The organism is Sorangium sp. So ce375 (assembly GCF_051473855.1).
Classification (GTDB): Bacteria; Myxococcota_A; Polyangia; order Polyangiales; family Polyangiaceae; genus Sorangium.
Genome location: NZ_CP150335.1, coordinates 4,036,325 through 4,054,364, shown reverse-complemented (window position 1 = coordinate 4,054,364; position 18,040 = coordinate 4,036,325). Strand labels below are relative to the sequence as shown.

Here is an 18,040-nt window from a genome sequence, read left to right as displayed (position 1 = left end):
CATCACGGCTATTGACCGCCGAGCCGCGCGACGAGCGTGTTCGCCGTCTCGCACTCGGCCTTGAAGCTCGCCGCCTTCGATCCCTTGCAGGCGCGCGTCGTGAACCCCTTGAGCATCTGGATCGCCTCCTGTTTACGCGGCGGATCCAGGGTCGCGTACGTGCTCCCAAGACTCCAGAGGATCTGCACCGACTCGGGACCATCCGTCGGCGCTACCGCCTTGGCGGCCTCGAGCTCGGCCACCATCTCCGCCGTGGCGCCGCGGTCCTGGTAGACCGACGCGTAGAGCTGGTGGATACCGAAGAGGTACTTGTCCCCCGGCTTCGCGAACGACTTCGCCTCCTTGAGCACCTGCTCGGCCTCCGTCGTGTAGCCGAGGCGGAGGTACAGGTCGGCGAGCGACGCGTAGTAACGGATCTCGTTCGGGTTGTGCTCGATCGCCTTGGTGAGGTTCTCGAGCGCCTTCTGCTCGTCGTCCGTCCAGAGGTAGACGTTCCCGAGCTGGGAGTAGCAGTCCGCGAAGTTGGGGTCGTTCTCGATGCACTTCAGGTAGGGATCTTTGGCTTCTTCGTAGGAGATCGTCTTCTTCTTCGCCTGCTGCTCGAGCGCCCACCCCCGTTCGAACCAGTAATTGGCGAACTTCGGGGCGATCTGTGTGGCGCGAGCCAGCGTCGATGCGACCTTGTCCCACGACTCCTGCTTCTTGTGCGCCATCGCCAGCTTGAAGAAGATGCGGTGGTTGTTCGGGTCGAGCTTGGTCGCCTGCTCGTACTTGTTGGCCGCACCGTCGGGGTTGACGGCGACCTCCTTGTCGGCCTGATTCGCCAGGATGACGGCCTCCTGGCGATGCCGGCTGCAGCCCAGGCCCGCCGCGCTCGCCGCGACCAGGCCAACCATCAAGAATGCCCCAAGCTTCATCTCGCTCACCTTTCGAATGGACCCGGCATCACCGGCCCCTGAGTGACCTGGGCGTCGCGTCGCCCCTCTTCCACGTCCCGGAGCCGGCTGCGCCGCTCCTTCCACGTCCCGGAGCCGGCTGCGCCGCTCCTTCAGCGATCCCGGAGCCGGCTGCGCCGCTCCTTCAGCGATCCCGGAGTCGGCTGCGCCGCTCCTTCAGCGATCCCGGAGTCGGCTGCGCCGCTCCTTCAGCGATCCCGGAGTCGGCTGCGCCGCTCCTTCAGCGATCCCGGAGTCGGCTGCGCCGCTCCTTCAGCAATCTAGGAGACGGGCTGCCCCGCTCCGTGTGGCACCGTCACAAGCGTCCCGAGGTGGCGCGCGTTGAACCTCGCGCGGCGACGCGAGAATAGGCGGATGCAACCGCGGAAGTCCAGGGCTTCAAACCCCGCGCACGCGCCTCCCTGCAGCACCTCAGGCCGAGCCCCCTCCCCCGCGCTGGCGGACGCCGACCTGGCCCCCGCGGCGATCGCCGCAGACGCCTGCCCGCGCGCAGCGCTGGCCACGTCCAGTCCTGAAACGGAAAACGCCCCGCACTGCGCGTGCGGGGCGTTCGCTCGATCCGAGCGGTGAGGCGAGCTCAGCCGCCGGGGCTCAGCATGATCGGGTAGACGACGGTGACGATACCGCCCTCGGGCTGCGGGAACGACAGGCCGTAGAACGCCCGCACCACGCAGGAGACCACGCCGTTGTCGGGCAGATCCGAACCGCCGTTACCCACGTTGGACACCGCACCGTCGCGCCCGATGACGAAGCGCACCGCGACGCGGCCCTGCAGATTCGGGTTGTTCCTGAGCCCGTTCTCGTAACAGAGACGGAATCTACCGAAGTTCTGGCGGACGATACGCTGGATGACCTCGGGCGGCAGACGGCCGCTCACGCTGGTCGCACCCATGCGCACCTGCGGCGGCTTGGTGCGATGCGATCCACCGAGACGGCCATGGCCGGAGCCGAAGCCCTGGCCGGTACCGGTGCCGGCGCCGTGCCCGATGGTGCCGATCGAGCCGAGGCCGATGCCCTCGCCGCGTCCGCCGCCGCCCTCGCCGATGCCGGAGAGGCCGAGGCCGCCGGCGCCGAACGAGTCGCCGATCTGATCACCCCACATGTTGCCGCGGGCGCTCAGCGGGTCGTTGCCGAGCGAATCGTCGCGCCCCCACGGCGCGGTCGGGGCGTTCGGATCGCCACCGGCGCCGGCGTTCAGCAGCCCGATCATGCCGAACTCCGCGGCGTCGCGGAGCGCGGCCTGGCGGGCGATGTGCGGATCGGGGTTGTCGGCCGGTCCCTGGACGCCGTAGCGGTTGCCGGTGGCCTTTGTGTTCGGGTTACCCATCGAACCCTCTTCACCCTTGGCGCGGGTACCGGTGCCACCCTCCTTGTTGTCCGCCGCGTTCTCGGCGACCTGCTCGGTCTCCTTCTCCTCCATCTCCTTCTCGGCGGCCGCCGCGAGGTACTGCTGGATGAGGAACTGCTGGTCAGCAGAGATCCCGTCCTCGCCCGTATCGCCGAGCGGCGGCATGAAGAAGGCCATCGCCGCGAGCAGCCCGAGGTGCACAGCCATCGAGAGGCCCGTGTACAGAAGGCTCTGCGTATCCAGCTGGAAGTGGCCGGCCACGACCTTGCCCGCGTTCACGGCGGACACCTGGAAGACGATGCCGTCGAGCTCGATCTTCGCCTTGGCACCGGACGGAAGCGCCATCTGGTAGGCGCCCGAGAGCTCGGAGCACGGCTGTGTGCGGCCCTGATCGATCGCCTGCTGCACTGTCAGCTTCGGCTGCCCGGGGATCTCGATGGTCCCGGTCGCGCGGGGCAGGAGCACCACGGAGACCGATCCGGAGCGATCCGCGAGGAGGATGGGCGCCCGCGTCGTGCCGAGCTTCTCCGAGGGGATGAAGTAGTCGCACTTGAAGTTCTTCCCCTCCTCTTCACCCACGTAGAAGGAGCGCGGCGGCGTGAGGTGCTCGACGTGGAGCACCGAGGCATCCCACAGAATCATGACCTCGACGGAGGCCGCCGGGACCTCGACTTCCTCGCTCGGCACATCCGGCCCGTTCTTCACGAGCGTGTATGTGTAGGAGCCCTCCGGCGCGTCCGGGGGCACCTCATCGACGGCCTGCGCCGACTGCGCGAACGGGTTGTTGTAGGAGAACGGGTCTGCCCCGCCCGCGGCGGCCGCCGCGAACGGGTTCCCCGGAGGAGCGGCGGCGAACGGATTCCCGGGCGCCGTTGCGCCAAACGGGTTGCCAGGTGCCGCCGCAAACGGGTTCGCCGGCACAGGCTTCGCGGGCCCCGCTGCCGCGGCGACCGCGACCGGCTCCGCGCGCTCCAGCATGATCTTCGTCCCGCCGATCTGGAGCTGATCGCCTGGGCTGATCTTGCACTTGTTCACGCGCGCCCCGTTCACCATCGTCCCCGGCTCGTTTCCGAGATCGATGAGCGTGATGTCCTGCGGGGAGGCGACCTCGATGACCGCGTGCATGCGCGAGGCAAGCTCGTCATCGACACGCAGATGGCTCTTCGCGTCCTTGCCTACCTTGACGATATCCTGGGTGATCGTCTCCCGGCGGACGAGCGCCTCGTTTTGGTAGAGCGCAAATGTGAGAGCGACCCTTTGCTTGCCTTCCATCTCCGCCAGCCTTCCCTATGCGCTCCGCGGCGCACGCCCCCAGCACCGGGGGGTAAATCGATAGGGCAGGTGCCAAACCTGCCCGTCACATCAGAGGTTCTCGACCGACTTGAGCATCTCCGGAACGAACGAGGTGCGGGGCCTGATCAGCGTCGTCCGGACAGGACCGGGGCGCACGCGGATGGTGGCGTCGTTGGGGCCGAACCCGCCGGCGTTCAGCGGATCGTCGGAGAACTCGTACCCGTACCCCTGCTCCTTCTTCCCACCGCCCTGAGCAGCATCCTGCGCGAACGCCGATGAGGCGACCACGCTCGTAAGAACGGCAGCCACGACTCCCGCACCCAATCGGGTCAACCCTCTCATTTCAGCCTCCTCACAATGTTCCGACGCGGTTACAGTGCCATTGTACCGCCTTCCGCGGCGGCCGGTCAACCAGCTTCGTATGCCATCGAGGCGTCGGAGAGCACGACCCACACTCGCCTCGACAACCGATTCCACCCAAGGTTCCCAGAGCGCTGCGACGAAGACGAAAAGAACGAGCCCCCTTCTCCTTGATGCAGCTTCGTGCAGCGAGAGAAAGGGGCTCAAGGTGCCGCTGTCTGGCGCACCTCCCCGCGGTCCGACCCACCCGTCGAGCTCGCCCGGAATACTACCGTATCCCTCGCTCACCCTCCTTGTGACCGGACCGCTCGAGACGTCCGCTATGGCGGGGCACATGTACGTGCGCGACGGGCTCATCCGCGTCGTTCGGCTCGCTGGGGCGAACTTTCGTACGCCTCACTCGCCTGCCTAGCGGCTGAGCCCGTGTCGCCCGACCCTGCGCCCCGCCATCGACAGCGCCCAGGACGAGGCTCCGCTACTGGCTCGGAGCCGGGGTCGGGGTCGTCGCGTCGCCCCCTTCGCCCCCTTCGCCCTCGCTCCCGGCAGCTGCCTCCTGCTCGGCTTCCTTCGTCTTCATGTCGGCCTCGGCCGCCTTCCGCTCGGCCTCGGTCTGCTTGTTGAACGCGATGATCTGGTCGATCTCGGTCATGCGCTCCTTCGACCGCTTCACCGCGTCGGCGAACTCGGCCGTAGCGCCGGCCTTCTGGATGAACTGCCCGAACAGCCCCTTCGCCGACATGAGGGCGCCCTCGGCGCCCTTGCCGCCCGACTTCGCCTTGTACTCCTGGGTCAGGATCGCCTCGTTGTAGTAGGTCTCGGGGCGCTCGGGGGCGACCTTCTTGGCGGCGTCGAGCTCCGCGCTGGCAGAAGCCACCATGTTGTCGAAGTTCGAGTCATCGATCTGACCGCGCAGGGCGAGCGCGAGGCCCAGGTGAGCGTCGTAGTCGTTCGGACGCATCTTCAGGGCCGCGCGGTACGCCTCCTCCGCCTGCTGGAACCCGCGGAACTGGAGGTTCACGGCCGCGTAGTTCATCTGCGCCTCGTAGAAGGTCGGGTCGAGCCTCCTCGCGAGGTTGAACTCCTGTACGGCGCCGTTCAGGTTCGCGAGCTCGACCTGGATCATTCCCGCGGTGTTGTGGATCGGCGCGTAATTGGGGTTCTTGCGGATGGCCTGCGAGCACACAAGCGCGGCGAGTTCCAGCGCCTGGGTATCGACCTTCTTCTGCTTGCTGACGTTGGTCGCGACCGCCTTGCCCGACTTCCGGCCCGCCTTCTGCTTCGCCGTCTCCAGGTAGTAGATGGCGAGCTGGTTGAACGCGGGCATGAAGGCGTCATCGACGGCCAGCGCGCTCTGGATGTACCGCTTCGCGCGCTGGAAGTCGTTGGGGCCGTCGTTGTCGGCGACCTGGTTGCCGCGCTTCATGTACAGGAGCGCGAGGTGCACGAGCGCCTCGACATTCTTGTACTGAGCATCGACGACGGCGGCCTGACGCATTTCGCTGATCGCCGCGTCGATGTTCCTCTCGCCCGAGTCCGCCAGGTTGTAGAGCGCCACCTGGACCCGCGCGGGGTGGAACTTCGGGTTCTTCTGAAGCGCTTGCGTGAAGTGCTTCTTCGCCTCCGAGTGGTTCTTGCAACGCTGGTACGCGAGCCCCGCGTTGTAGATGGCCTCGGCGAACGTCGTGTCCCCTTGCTGGTCCGCTGCGTCGAGGAACAGCTGGGCCGTCGAGCTGCAAGTCGCCTCGGACCAGTCCCCAGCCTTGTCGTGCTGGACCATGGTGTCCATGGCGGTCTTGAACTTGTTGGCCGCCTCGACCGACACGGCCTGACCCTTGCTGTCCGTGATCGTCTTGCCCGTCGGGTCCTTCGCCCCGTGAGCCGTACCGCCGGTGCTCCCGCCGCCACAACCCGTCGCGGCAAGAAGGAGCACCGCAACCGCTGCCAATGAGGTGATGCTTCTCATGTTTCGCTCCATCACTTCCTGGGTCGGGTCGTGGCCCGATCGAGCGCCGAGCCTTCCTTGGACGCGCCGGACGCCGGCGGCGCCTTCTTGTCGTCGCCCGCCTTCTTGTCCTCGCTCGCCTTGTCCTCCTCGCCCTCTTCCTTGCCCTTGCCCGCAGCCGGCTTGTCGGTTGCCGTCAGCGCTTCTCGGAAGGGGGTGCCGTCGAGGTTCAGCGGCGCGGGGCGCTCGCTCATGCCGGAGTTGACGCGCGACGGCGCACCGCGGAATTCGTCGATGAGGTGGTACTCGGCGCCGTAGTTCTTCGACAGCCACACCTCGCAGGTGCGCGAATAGTCGTCGAAGTACTGGTACTTCACGGACAGGTCGAGGCAGGTCTTGAACGCGCCCTTCGCCATCTGCTTCTGCGGCTCGCTCGCCTCGTCCAAGCGCGAGTAGTACTCGCCCCGGATCTCGTCGTACGAGACGTCGGTGCCCGGGACCATGCCGTGCCCCTTCCACTCCTTCGGGATCGGCGCGGCGCGGAACTCGGCGACGAACTTGCCCCACATCTGACCGACGCGCGCGCCGGCTGCGATGACCCACTTCGGCGGAGGCGTCGGCTCCAGCTTGAGGATCTTCTGGTACTCGGCGTCGGCCGCCTCGATCGCCGGGCGCTTCTTCTTCACCCAGTCGGCGACCTTGGTGTTGATGTGCTTGAGGACGTCCTCGCGGTTCCCGGAGCCCTTGTACTCGGGGAACTTGATCTTATCGACGTCCTTCCGCTTCTGCTCGGCGAAGTGGAAGTAGGCCTCGCCAACCGCGGTGAGCACCTTGCCGAGCCGGCGCAGCTTCTCCGGCTCCTCGCCGCCGATCGCGTCGAGCTTCTTCAGCGCCGCCGCGGGGTCCTTCCAGTAACCCCGGACCTTGTTGTACTCGCCGTTCGCCGGGGTCACGCTCTTCGTCTGCAGGAGGACGCGCGCGTACATCGCGTGCGCCTGCACCTGGACGTCGAACGTCGCGTTGCGATCGATCTGCGGCATCGCCGTCGACAGCCGTCGGCGCGCCTGATCCCAGTCCTCGCGGTCGATGTAGTGCGCGCCGATAGCGAACGCGATCTGCGCGGTCTGCGTCGGCTTCGCCTTGCCGTAGTTCTTGTTGAAGAGGTCGGCGTCCTTGATGGCCTGGTCCTCTTGACCGAGGCCGAGCCGCAGCACGACCGCGTCCTGGAGCGCCTCCGCGGCCTTGTCCCCCTTCGGGTTCTCGCGAGCGTAGCGCTCGTACCAGTTCGCCGCCTCGTCGTAGACCGCGATCGCCTGGTAGTTGCCGCCGATCTCGTAGATCGACGTCTTCGCCAGCTCGGTGTTGTGGAGGTTGTACCGCGGGTCGAGCAGGATCTTGCGCGCCGAGATCGACTTGGCGATCAGGCGGGCGGCCTGGAACGCCTTCGCGGCGTTGTAGAGGATCTCCTCGCTCTTCTCGCAGGCGGGCTGCTTCGCCTCGCAGGCGGCCTCGCCGTACTTCTTCCACATGTCCATGTAGGCGACGGCGGCCTTCTCGTAGTTCTTGAGGGCCTCGACGCCGCCGGCCGCGTCAGCAGCCTCTACGAGCTTCTGGGCGCGCAGGCGCTCGATGTCGCGCTGGATGCGGATCAGGATGCCGCACTGCTCGGCGTTCTCCTTCTCCTTGCCGCCCTTGCAGTAGAGGTCGACGAACTTGGGCACATCCGCGGCCATGTCGTCGTAACAAGACGGACGCGGCGGATCCATGTTCGCCCCGAGGACGTTGAGCGACTCGAGGTAGAGCTGGGACGCGTAGATGCCGACTTCCTTGTCGGCGTGGTTCAGCGCCACGTCGCGGAACGCGAGCGCGGCCTCCTCCCAGTGCTGCGCCTCGAAGTACGTGCGGCCGCGCGCGTACTTCACCTCGACGTACTGCTCCTGGGCCTCCTTGTCGTTCGCCGCGGGCTTGATGTAGCAGACGTACCGGTTGAAGGCGGTGATCATGCCCTTCTGGCTGTCGCTGAAGTCCTTGGGCAGGAACTTCGCCTTCTCCGCCTTCTTGTCGCCCTTCTTGGCCGTACCGCCGTCGGGGAGGTTGCCGGACCCCTTCTTGTCGGAGCCGTCCTTGTGGGTCTCGGTATAGATGTTCTGGTAGCAGAGCACCGAGGCGTACGCGGCCTCAGCCGCCTGCGGACCGTTCGGGTCCTCGGCCACGACCGAGTCGAACGCGGGGCCGCACTTGGCCCAGTCCTTCTGGAAGTACAGAAGGTCGGCCATCGCGTACTTGATCTTGAAGATGTTCGGCCAGTCCTCCTTCAGGATGCGGGGGAACTCGAACTTGGCGAACTGATCCTGCTTGAAGTTGTTGACGACCTTGTCATAGAGCTGCGCGGCGAGCTGCATCGTCTTCTTGTCGCCGGTGCCGCGCACGCCGCCCGAGCCCACCGCCTCGAGGTGCCACGCCATCGCCGTCTCGGTCAGCAGACCGGCGGTGATGTTCGAGCACTTCAGCTTGGCGTCCGCCGGGTGCCCCTCGCCCTGGAACTTGTTGTGGACGTCGAGCTGGCGCCCGAGCTCGCCCATGATCTGGTCCTTGTTGCCGGACTTCATGGCGAGCGTCGCCTCCGCGATGTGCCCCTGGTACACGCAGTACTTCGGGCCGCGATCGCGGGTCATCAGGTCGGTGTAGAGCTCGATGCCCTCCTTGTAATGACCGGTGTCGAGGTAGTTCTGCCCGAGGTCGTCCATCATCTTGAACGTCTTCTCGGAGCTACCGCCCGTGTCGCCGCTGAGCGGCCGGAGGAAGTCGTGCGACTTGCGCGGGTCGCCCGCGAGCGCATAGACGGGGATGATGTCGCGCCGCGCCGAGACCGCGAGCTGCGCCGCGTTCGGCATCTGCTGGAACTGCTGCCCGTACTCGATCGTCTTCTTGAACTCGCTGATGGCGCGGGCGAAGTCGCCCTTGTTCCAGTAGACGTAGCCGAGCTTGTAGTGCGCGTAGCCCCAGACCTTGTTCTCGGGCGGCGGGTACTGGGTGACCTTGACGTACGACTGCTCGGCCAGGTCCCACTTGGACGGGTCACCCTGCGCCTCGTTGAAGAAGAGCTCGCCGAAGGCGAGGTACGCGTTCGGGATGTACTTCGAGTTCGGCCAGTTCTTGATGAGCTCGAAGTAGACCTTGCGCGCGTCCTCGAGCTGCTGGGCCTGCTCGTACTCATAGGCGAGGTAGTAGAGGACCTCGTCCGTGCAGCCCGTGCTCTTCGCGGGATCGGCCGCGTTGGTGCTCTGGCAGTACTTCGGATACTGCGTCTTCAGGTCCGTGTAGTACTTGATCGCCTGCTTCCGCGCGAGAGCGAGGATCTTGTCGGCCTTGGCGACCTCGGCCCGGAGCCCGGCGACGGCCTTCGGGTTCTTCCGCTTGGCCTCGTCCGCCTTGATCTGCCCCTCGGTCTTGTCGCGGAACGCCGCCGACTCGAGCTCGACGTAGCCCTCGGCGAGGCGCCGCATCAGCTTCGGCCGATCCGGCGCGTTCTTCGGCGTCGAGGAGTACAGACCCTCGAGACCCTGGATCTCCGTGACCAGCAGGCTCCTCACCTTCGGGGCGAGGCGATTGCGCCGCTCGTCGCGCTGCGCCGAGGCCTGTGAAGCGGTCGGATTGGCCGGCTTCGTCAAGTCCTCGCGCTTCTTCAGCTGGATCCCCTGCGGGGCTGACTTGAAGCTGACCTGTGGCTTCTTGCCCGCCGACACCTGGAGCTTGCCGCCCGGACAGGCGGCGATCGCATCTTTCGCCGGTTGCGTGATGCACGCATCGGCCGCCGACGCCGGGCTCGTCGAGACCGCACACGCCGCCACGGCCAACGTTCCCGCCGCCGCGCGGAGCGCATGCAGTACACCGAACTTCGACTGCTTCATCTCCATCTCCGTCCCTCCGCCACGGACCCCCGTGAGGAAGCGCTGCCTGCCCCGCGACCTCCCGCCGCGGGGCCAACCATGATGAAATCGCTCACTTGCTGCACTTCGACGTCACGACCTGCCGGTAGAAGCCGAGCTCGTCGCGCCAGTACTCGCCGTCGAACGGCCAGAGCACGTGCTCGTCGTCGGGCTTGACGACGCCGTACGTCAGCGCGTCCTCCTTCGACAGCTGGCCGCTGACGACCTGCTGATCCAGCTTGTTCCTCTCGGCCGCGGTGATGTCGATGAGGATCTTCGACGAGTCGCGGAGGTGCTCGTTGAGCTCGTCGAGGTTGCGCTGGTAGCGCTCCCGGCCGAGCGTGCCGGCGTTCCGGATCGCGAGGCTCCTCGCGAACTCGAGCGCGTCGGTCACGTCGCTCCCCACCGGGGAGTTGCGGAAGTTGGCGGGCGCCTTCTTGAACCGCTCCGCCTCCTCATCGAGGATGCGCACGTACTCCATGTTGCGGCGGAGCTGGCGATCGGAGAGCGCGTTCTCGACGATCGGGCGGACCCGCGGCGGGATGTCGCCCTTGCCGGCGCCCACGTCCTTCAGGAACTGGAAGAACCGCTCCTCGTTCCCCTCCCCCTGGTAGCGGGACAGGATCGACTCGAGGTCCTTCTTGATCGGCTCGTACTTCTTCTTCATCTTCGCGACGATCGTGGTCGCGTCGCCGTACTGGCAGATGGTGAACGAGACGACGGCCTTCAGGATGTCGGCCTCGGGATAGAACGAGTTCGGGAAGTAGGGCGACTCGATCGTGTGGATGTTGCCGAGCGCCTGCGGGTAGAGCCCCGCCATGAAGTACGCCCAGGACTGCTCGAAGAGGCTGTCAAGCCAGTACTCGCTCGCGACGTCGACGCGGTTCCAGTACTTGACGGCGGCCGAGAGCTTCGCGGCGTCGATCGTCGGAACGTTGTTGTCGTCGAGGCGAACGGACGCCGAGTAGTAGGTGCGCGCCATCGAGAGGAAGGCGAGGTCGCGCATGCGCGCCTCGTCCTCGAGGCCCTCGACGCCCTCGTCGATCGCCTGGACGATGCGCTGGAACGACTTGACCGCCGGCACCGACTTGCGCAGCTGCACGTACGAGATGCCGCTGAAGAACTGCGCTTGGACGTAGTACTTGCTCTTCGGGTCGACCTTGGCGAAGAGGCTGATGGCCTCCTCGTAGTTCCGGTTCCGGTACTTGTAGCGGCCGAGCAGGTAGTTGAGCTGCCAGTAGAGGTCACGCTGCTGGGGGTTGTTGAACCGCGCGACCTGCTCGGTCTTGTACTTGCCGACGCGCTCGATGATGTCCGCCGGCTCCGGGAGCTGCGTCGCGAGCTTGGACAGCCAGAGCAGCGTCTCGTTGAACTTGAGGTGGTTCGGCTTGTCGGCGATCTGCGAGAAGATCGCATAGCTCGCCTGGTAGAACTGCAGGCGGTAGAGCGCGATCGCGAGGTGGTACTGGGCGATCTGCTTGTTGCCCTCGTCGTCCCCGGTGTCGCCGTCGACGACGCGCTTCAGCTGCCGCGCGGCGTCGCTCCAGCGCTCGCTGTCGAAGAGCCGCTTGCCTTGCGCCGCCTCCTCCGTCATCTGGCCCGCGGTCACGGGGCCCGCATCCTCGTCGAGGTTGACCTCTTTGCTGGGCTTCTTGTCGCCCTTGGCGTCCGCCTTCTCAGCCGCGACGGGCTTACCTTTGCCGGGCTGCGCATGCCCCACGGCGGGGGACAGCAACAGGGCAGAAGCTACAAGGCAGATACTCGCCACCCGGTTCCGCATCGTCGTTCCTCGCTTTCGGCGACGTAAAGATCGTGGCCCCTTCGCCCCGTTTCGCGGCTCCACACACAGGGAACGCGCGCCGTAGACCCCCGAGGCAGCTCGGTCGGGAACCAAAAAGTTCAATGAGAATCAACGGATACTTGCGTGTGGCGGGGGATGGTAGGATTGTGGCGCGCAGCTTGTCAAGCGATGCCGGGCGTGGGGCCCCTCTTGTATTCCCGTCCTGAGACACGGGGCGCCGCGCCGGCCTTGGGGTTGCGCACTGCGTAGGTGTCGATGGTGGAATTATCGAACGGAGGCGCGGTCGCTTCCTTAAACGCGATCGTCGCGCCGCCGACGCACCGCCGCCGCCCAGGCGGCAGCCTGACCGTCCGCTGCCAAGGGACCTGCGCGCGCAGGGTCGAACGCGTCGCGCCGGCGGCGCCCGGCCACCTCGGCGACGTGGACGGGCGCGCCCATCCGGCTGTTGACGCTCAAGGCGCGCTTCGTCTAGGGTCCAACCGCTGACGTTGTGCCTTTGAGCACCTCGACTCGAGCGTTTTCTTGCCTCCCGTCCGCGCGCCGCTGCCGAAGCGGTGGCGCGCACCGCCGCCGAAGGAGCACGTTCTGATGACCCGTTCCATTCTGTCCGGCCTGCTCGGCCTGCTCAGCGTCGTCGCAATGGCGAGCCTGCCCTCCGCGTGCGAGAGCGGCGGCGTCGGCGACCCGTGTCTTCCTGAAGATGAGTACGATCCGCAGTTCGCTGGCTTCAAGGTGACGGAAGAGAACATCGAATCGCGGTCCTTCCAGTGCCAGACGCGGATCTGCCTGGTGAACCACTTCCAGGGGCGTGTGAGCTGCCCGCTCGGCCAGGAGGCGCCCCCGACCTGTAGGCCCGGGCAGCCCGGCTGCACCAATTGCGTGCTGTCGGAGTCGTACTACGCGCCCGACTGCGATCCGGCGAAGCCGGATGGCGGCAACAGCCAGTGCCTCAGCGGCGTGTGCGACAGCGCGGGCGCCTTCTGCCGCTGCGATGGCCCCGAGGACTGCCCCAGCGGGGGGTGGGACTGCAACACGGAGAAGGGGGTCTGCGAGCTGCACATCTGCCGCGACACGATCCCCGACGACTGCCAGGACCCGACCAAGTCGGCCGCGGAGAACGAGGGCAAGCCTTGCTGCGTTCCGGGGACCAAGGATCCCATCGCGGCGCCCGTGTGTGGCCAGTGCGCCGGCAACTCGAACCGGAACGCGCAGCAGGCGGTGTACTGCTCGTGCCGGTGCGGCGTGGCCGATGGAGAGAAGGACGACCCGAACTTCAACTTCTGCGAGTGCCCGCAGGGCTTCACGTGCTCGGAGATCCGCCCGAACGTCGGGCTCGGGGATCCGAACATCACCGGGAAGTACTGCATCAAGCAGGGCACGCAGTTCGAGAACGAGGGGGCCTGCGGCGACGTGCAGGGCCGCGCCAACTCGGATCAGTGCGAAGGCTTCTAGGCGTCGGGTGACCGGCCGCCGCGGCCCGCGCAGCCCTCGACCGGCGACGGCCGATCTGGCCGGCACCTCCCTCCCTCCCAGCGACGTTTCGGACTCACACGACGGCCTGCCGCCCCGGAGCACCGCGATGCGCGGCGCTCCGGGGACCTCGGCGCCGCGCCGGCCCGGGAGCAGGCCTGCCGGCGCTCCGACAGCCGACGTGCGGCGAGCGCTCGGCGCACGCGCGGAGGACGCGGTCGTCGCTCACCTCGCCGCGCAGGGCGTGGAGATCGTCGCGCGCAACGCGCGGGTCGGGCGGCTGGAGATCGACGTGATCGCGCGCGACGGCCCCGTCATCGTGATCATCGAGGTGCGGACGCGCGGCGCCGGTTCATACGTCCGCGCCCTCGACAGCATCGACGCGAGCAAGCGCGCCCGCGTGCGGCGAGCGGGCGAGCAGCTCTGGCGTGCCAGGTTCTCGCGTGTGCGCGGCGTGGAGAGGATGCGCTTCGACGCCGCGTCCGTGACGTTCCTCCCGAGCGGAGAGGCCACGGTCGAGATCGTCAAAGCCGCCTTCTAGCGCGGTGCTCGCGCGCTGCGGATACGGGCCCATCTCGACGTTTTCGGTACTCGGCGTACCGGAGTATGCCTCCGTGCCGAAAACGCCGATCTGGACCCGTCTCCTGTGCGCGCGAGCACCGCGCGGCGACCGTCGGAGCGGCGAGGACTGCGCGGCGACCGTCGGAGCGGCGAAGACTGCGCTGCGACGGGCGGATCGGCGGGAACGCGCGGGGACGGCGGATCCCTTGGGGGACCACACAGCCTGTGCGGTCCGTGATTTTCCGATTTTTGGGGTTGATTTCGGACTGGGTTCGGAGAGTGCGCACGCGCGTGATCGCGCGCGGGCTCGATCACGCGTCGAGCTGCTCCTGCATCTCGCTGCGGAGGCGCTTCAGCTGCGAGAGGCCCTCGGGATCGATCTCCATCGTCCCCTTCTCGTCGCGCGCTCCCGCCTCGAGGTTCCCGAGGATCGCGTCCATCTTGGCGATCTTCGCCTGCTGGTGCGCCCTCAGGTCCTCGACCATCTTCTCGAACGCCTCGAAGAAGTGCTGGAGCTCGTCGCCCTTGCGGAGCTTCTCGCGCACGACCAGCTTGCCCTCGCCGACCTGGCGGAGCAGCCGCTTCATCTTGAAGATCGGCCCGGCGATCTTGTGCGTGAAGACGATGCCCGCGACGCCGACGCCGAGGACCAGCAACGACAGGAGCGCGACGATGAGGCGGAGCAGCATCTGCTGGTTGTGCGCGACCTCGGCGGCCTGCCGCTCGAGCACCTCGGCCCGCTGCTGCAGCGTCGCCGCATCGCGCTCGAGCCGCGACTGCTCGTCCTTGAGCGTGCTCTCGTCGCGCTGCGCCGCATCGCCGAACGTCTTCGCGAGCTCGGGGTCGTCCCGGTACTCCTTCGCGATGTTCATCGCGACGACCTCGCTGACCCGACGGCTCTGGACGAGCACCTCCTGGCCGCGCTTGACGGTCTCCTGACCCTGACGGACCGTCTCCTGTCCCTGCTGCACGGCGCTGCGGCTCTGCTCGATGATCTTCGAGCTCGCGTTCCAGAGGAGGATCCCTAGCGCAACGGAGAGCGCAAGGCTGATCCCCACGAGGAAGCCCGTGTATTTCAGCTGGAAGTTCTGGTCGAGCAGATAGTTCCGCGCGCTCCGCTGGTAGCGCGCTCTGACCTCCGGCGCGGAGGTCTGCGGGGCCGTGCTGGAAGCGTCGCTCATGGGATCCTCGAAGCTGGCTGGAGATGACAACGGTCGTGGGGCACTGGAGAAGCCGATATCGAGCAGCGAAGGCGCGTCACAGCGACGCGACGACCTTGTGGAAGGTGTCGACCGCGTTCTCGACGCACATCTTCATCAGGATGTTCTCGCTCTGGACGTCTTTCTTCGGGGTGCCGCTCTGCGTGAGCTTCGGCGCGAACTCACCCTGAAGCGACTTGGACGGATAGGTCCACATGCTGACCCGGACCACCTGGGTGAGGTTGCCGCCCTGGTACACGGCGGGCTCGACCGTGGCGAGGAGATAGAAGCCCTTCAGCTTCTTGCCGTTCAGAATCTTCTTGCCTTGCGCCACCGTCTCGCCCTTGGGGGCGACCGCGTAGCCGGCCTTCGCGAGGAGCTTCGACTGAATCGCGGCGCGCACGAGCGGCTCGATCTCCGCCTCGGGGCGGCCGCTCTTGTTCGTGATCTCGATGGCCACGTAGTACTTCGTGTCCGCGCCCGGCGGCGGCGGCGCAGCCGAGCCACCCCCGCCGCCGGCGGACAGCGCCGCGATCGACTTCTGCATCTGCGACTTGACGGCCGGCGTCTGCTCGCGGCCCTCGGCCCGCTCCAAGCACGCGAGCCCCGCCGGCTTGCCGAGCTTGCCGAGCGCCGCGGCCGCCGCGACCTTGACCGATGCGTTGCCGTCCGTGAGGGCATCGCAGAGCGGCTTCGTGGCGGCGTCGTCTCCCGACGCGCCGAGCGCGAGCGCCGCCTGCGTTCGGACGCGATAGTCCTCGTTGGTCCTGAGCTGGTCGGCGAAGTAGCTCGTGCGCTGATCCGCGTAGAGCTTCGTGGGTATCAGCGACAGTACAAGCGTCACAACCAGCAACACGAGCGCAGAAAAGGGCCGACGCATTCCACGTCCGACGATACACGAGCGCATCGCCGCCGTGGCGATCCGATCAGCGGGTCTCCACCCGAAATTTGGTGCGCACACGCTCGCACTTTTGCCTTGCATTCGCTCGCTCCTCGCTGCCACCAGACTGGACGGTTTGACGCCGCCTGCCCGCGGCGCTTCAACGCGTGAACGATGTTGGGTTCGCGGCGAACACGGCTTCACCATCCGCTTATCTATCCACCCTCCATCCGCCATCGTCGTGGATCCGGCGCGCTGTCGCCGCCTCGCGTGCACGTCCGCTCACGTCCGCTTACGTCCGCACTCGCCGCCTGCTCGCTCGCTCGCGCCGCAGGCGCCGGGCGAGCGCGAGCTCGGCGCGGCGGCGGATCGGCTTCCCCTTGCCCGTGCTGCGCCCGCGTGACGGATAATGCGCGACCATGATGAGGAGCTCGCCGGAGGCCATCGGGAGATGCGCGGACTGAGACGAAGCTCGCCAGGTGCGCTCCTGGTGGCCACGGCGCTCGCGGCGGCGTCCTCGGCGCACGCGCAGACGCAAGGTGCGCCGCTCCGCATCCATGTGCGAGGAAGCGCGCAGATCGACGCGGTCGCATGGACCGAGCCCAACGACGGGTTCGTCGTGCGCGGAACCGTCGTCGACGACGCGCGGAGCGCGATCGCGGAGGCGCCGCTCTCCATCGATGCCCTCACGAGCACCGGCGCGCCAACGGGCCTGCCAGCGATGGACGGGTGCGCAGCCGACGGCGCGGCGCGCGTCCGCGAGCCCCGCCCCTCGCAGGGCGGGTACGTGATCGCCACAGACGAGCGCGGCGGGTTCTGCCTCCGCGGGCGCGCGCCGCTCGCGGGCGCGACATTGCGCATCCGGTTCCCGGGAGGAAAGCTCTACGACGCGGTCGAGGCGAAGATCCCGATCGAGGCGAACGCGGCCCCGCTCGCGCCGGTGATCCTGCGGTTCGATCCGCCCGTGGACGCCGTCGATCTCGATCGCCCGACGGTGAACGTCACCGTGGCGCTCCGGATCGATCGCAGCGGCGCGCGCGACGTCCCGAGCGGCGCGCCGTTCGAGCGCGAGCGGCTCCCGGTCGTGCTCGAGGACGAGCGCGGCGCGCAGCTCGCGGAGGCGCCGACCGGCGGCGACGGCCGCGCGCGCTTCGAGCTCCCGACCGAGCGCCTCGACGGCGCCGGGCAGGGCATGCTGCGCGCGCGCTTTGATGGAACCGCCACGCTCGCGAAGGCGATCGTCAGCCAGGGCGTCGTCCGGTACGCGCAGGTCACGCTCGAGCTGTCGCGCCCGGTCGAGCCGACGCGCGCGGAGGACGGCGTGCCGATCGACCTCGAGGTGCGCTCGTCCCGTGGCCCTGTCGAGGGCGGCGTGGTCGAGGCGCTGCGCGCGGGCGAGCCCGTCGGGGCGGCCGCCGTGACCGACGGCAAGGCGCGGGTGATCGCCGCGTTCACCGCCGAGCGTGAGGGGACGGTGCCGATCACCCTTCGATACGTGCCCGCCTCCCCGTGGTGGATCCCCGGCGCGGAGCTCGCGATCGACGTGCCCGTCGCGGGCCCGGGGGCGTGGAGGCAACTCGCGCTCGGCGCCGCCGTCCTCGCCATCGCGGGCTGGGTGCTCGGCGGCTGGCGGCGGGCTCCGAAGCGCGCTGCTGCGCGCGCAAGCGACGAGCGGCCCGTCGCGCCGCCCGGCCGCGCTGGCGTGCGCGTCATGGGGCCGCTCGAGGGCGCGACCGGCTGGCGCGGCGCCGTCGCCGACGCGCACGACGGTACCCCCATCGCGCGCGCCGAGATCACGATCGTCGTGCCGGCGTTCGACGGCAGCGGCGTCATCGCCCGCGCGCTGACCGACGACGTCGGCGAGTTCTTGCTGGAGGCGCCGTACCGGAGCGACGCGAAGCTCGTGGTCCGCGCGCCGACGCACAGCAGCCATGAGCAGGCGCTCCCGTCGCCGAGCAAGCTGGGCATCGCGCTGGTCACGCGGCGCCGCGCCGTGCTCGACCGCCTCGTCCGCTGGGCGCGGCGCCAGGGAGCGCCCTTCGAGGGGCCGCCGGAGCCGACGCCCGGGCACGTGCGCCGCGTGGCGAGCAGGGTCCAGCAGCGCGAGGTCGAGCTCTGGGCAAGCCGGATCGAGCACGCCGCCTTCGGTCCCGATCCCGTCGACGAGGGGCTCGAGCAGGACCTCGGGACATCGGAGCCCAAGCCGGGCGTCTCGCAGCTGGCCCCGTGAACGGGACGCAGGGGGCGCACCGGACGCGCGGCGCCGGCTCCACCGCCGCGCCGATCTGGCGTTTCGCTGGC

At 68.0% G+C, this 18,040-nt stretch carries 11 protein-coding genes; 3 read left to right on the top strand and 8 right to left on the bottom strand.

What is annotated here, in order from left to right:
• Nucleotides 1-8: 8 nt before the first annotated feature.
• The 6 genes from WME90_RS15210 to WME90_RS15185 form a co-directional block, all read right to left on the bottom strand.
• Entirely contained in the window at nucleotides 9-917 is a 909-nt protein-coding gene (locus tag WME90_RS15210; protein ID WP_437281832.1) for a tetratricopeptide repeat protein, read from the bottom strand.
• A gap of 616 nt (nucleotides 918-1,533) precedes the next feature.
• Nucleotides 1,534-3,576, bottom strand: a complete 2,043-nt coding sequence (locus WME90_RS15205; RefSeq protein WP_437281831.1) for an AgmX/PglI C-terminal domain-containing protein — start codon at nucleotides 3,574-3,576, stop codon at nucleotides 1,534-1,536.
• Nucleotides 3,577-3,666: 90 nt separating this feature from the next.
• On the bottom strand, nucleotides 3,667-3,906 hold the full coding sequence (locus WME90_RS15200) for a hypothetical protein (protein ID WP_437281830.1): 240 nt from the start codon (nucleotides 3,904-3,906) through the stop codon (nucleotides 3,667-3,669).
• Nucleotides 3,907-4,432: 526 nt separating this feature from the next.
• Nucleotides 4,433-5,920, bottom strand: coding sequence for a tetratricopeptide repeat protein (locus WME90_RS15195; RefSeq protein ID WP_437281829.1), 1,488 nt, complete (start codon nucleotides 5,918-5,920; stop codon nucleotides 4,433-4,435).
• Between the two features lie 11 nt (nucleotides 5,921-5,931).
• Nucleotides 5,932-9,810 carry a tetratricopeptide repeat protein gene (locus WME90_RS15190; RefSeq protein ID WP_437281828.1) on the bottom strand — a complete coding sequence of 1,293 codons (3,879 nt, stop codon included), beginning with the start codon at nucleotides 9,808-9,810 and terminating at the stop codon, nucleotides 5,932-5,934.
• A gap of 91 nt (nucleotides 9,811-9,901) precedes the next feature.
• Nucleotides 9,902-11,563, bottom strand: coding sequence for a tetratricopeptide repeat protein (locus WME90_RS15185; RefSeq protein ID WP_437281827.1), 1,662 nt, complete (start codon nucleotides 11,561-11,563; stop codon nucleotides 9,902-9,904).
• A 654-nt stretch (nucleotides 11,564-12,217) separates the two neighbouring features.
• On the opposite strand from WME90_RS15185, the gene WME90_RS15180 reads away from it, so the two are divergent.
• Nucleotides 12,218-13,081: a hypothetical protein gene (locus WME90_RS15180; protein ID WP_437281826.1), complete on the top strand. Its 864-nt coding sequence runs from the start codon at nucleotides 12,218-12,220 to the stop codon at nucleotides 13,079-13,081.
• A gap of 199 nt (nucleotides 13,082-13,280) precedes the next feature.
• Nucleotides 13,281-13,640, top strand: coding sequence for a YraN family protein (locus tag WME90_RS15175; RefSeq protein ID WP_437281825.1), 360 nt, complete (start codon nucleotides 13,281-13,283; stop codon nucleotides 13,638-13,640).
• A 331-nt stretch (nucleotides 13,641-13,971) separates the two neighbouring features.
• Here WME90_RS15175 and WME90_RS15170 read toward each other — a convergent pair whose 3' ends face one another.
• Together WME90_RS15170 and WME90_RS15165 are read right to left on the bottom strand one after the other, a co-directional pair.
• A complete protein-coding gene (locus WME90_RS15170) occupies nucleotides 13,972-14,841 on the bottom strand; it encodes a HAMP domain-containing protein (RefSeq protein ID WP_437281824.1) in 870 nt (289 codons plus the stop codon).
• A gap of 76 nt (nucleotides 14,842-14,917) precedes the next feature.
• Complete coding sequence (locus WME90_RS15165) at nucleotides 14,918-15,703, bottom strand: HEAT repeat domain-containing protein (RefSeq protein ID WP_437281823.1); 786 nt, start codon at nucleotides 15,701-15,703, stop codon at nucleotides 14,918-14,920.
• 526 nt (nucleotides 15,704-16,229) lie between these two features.
• On the opposite strand from WME90_RS15165, the gene WME90_RS15160 reads away from it, so the two are divergent.
• Entirely contained in the window at nucleotides 16,230-17,969 is a 1,740-nt protein-coding gene (locus WME90_RS15160; RefSeq protein WP_437281822.1) for a carboxypeptidase regulatory-like domain-containing protein, read from the top strand.
• The last annotated feature ends 71 nt before the right edge of the window (nucleotides 17,970-18,040 follow it).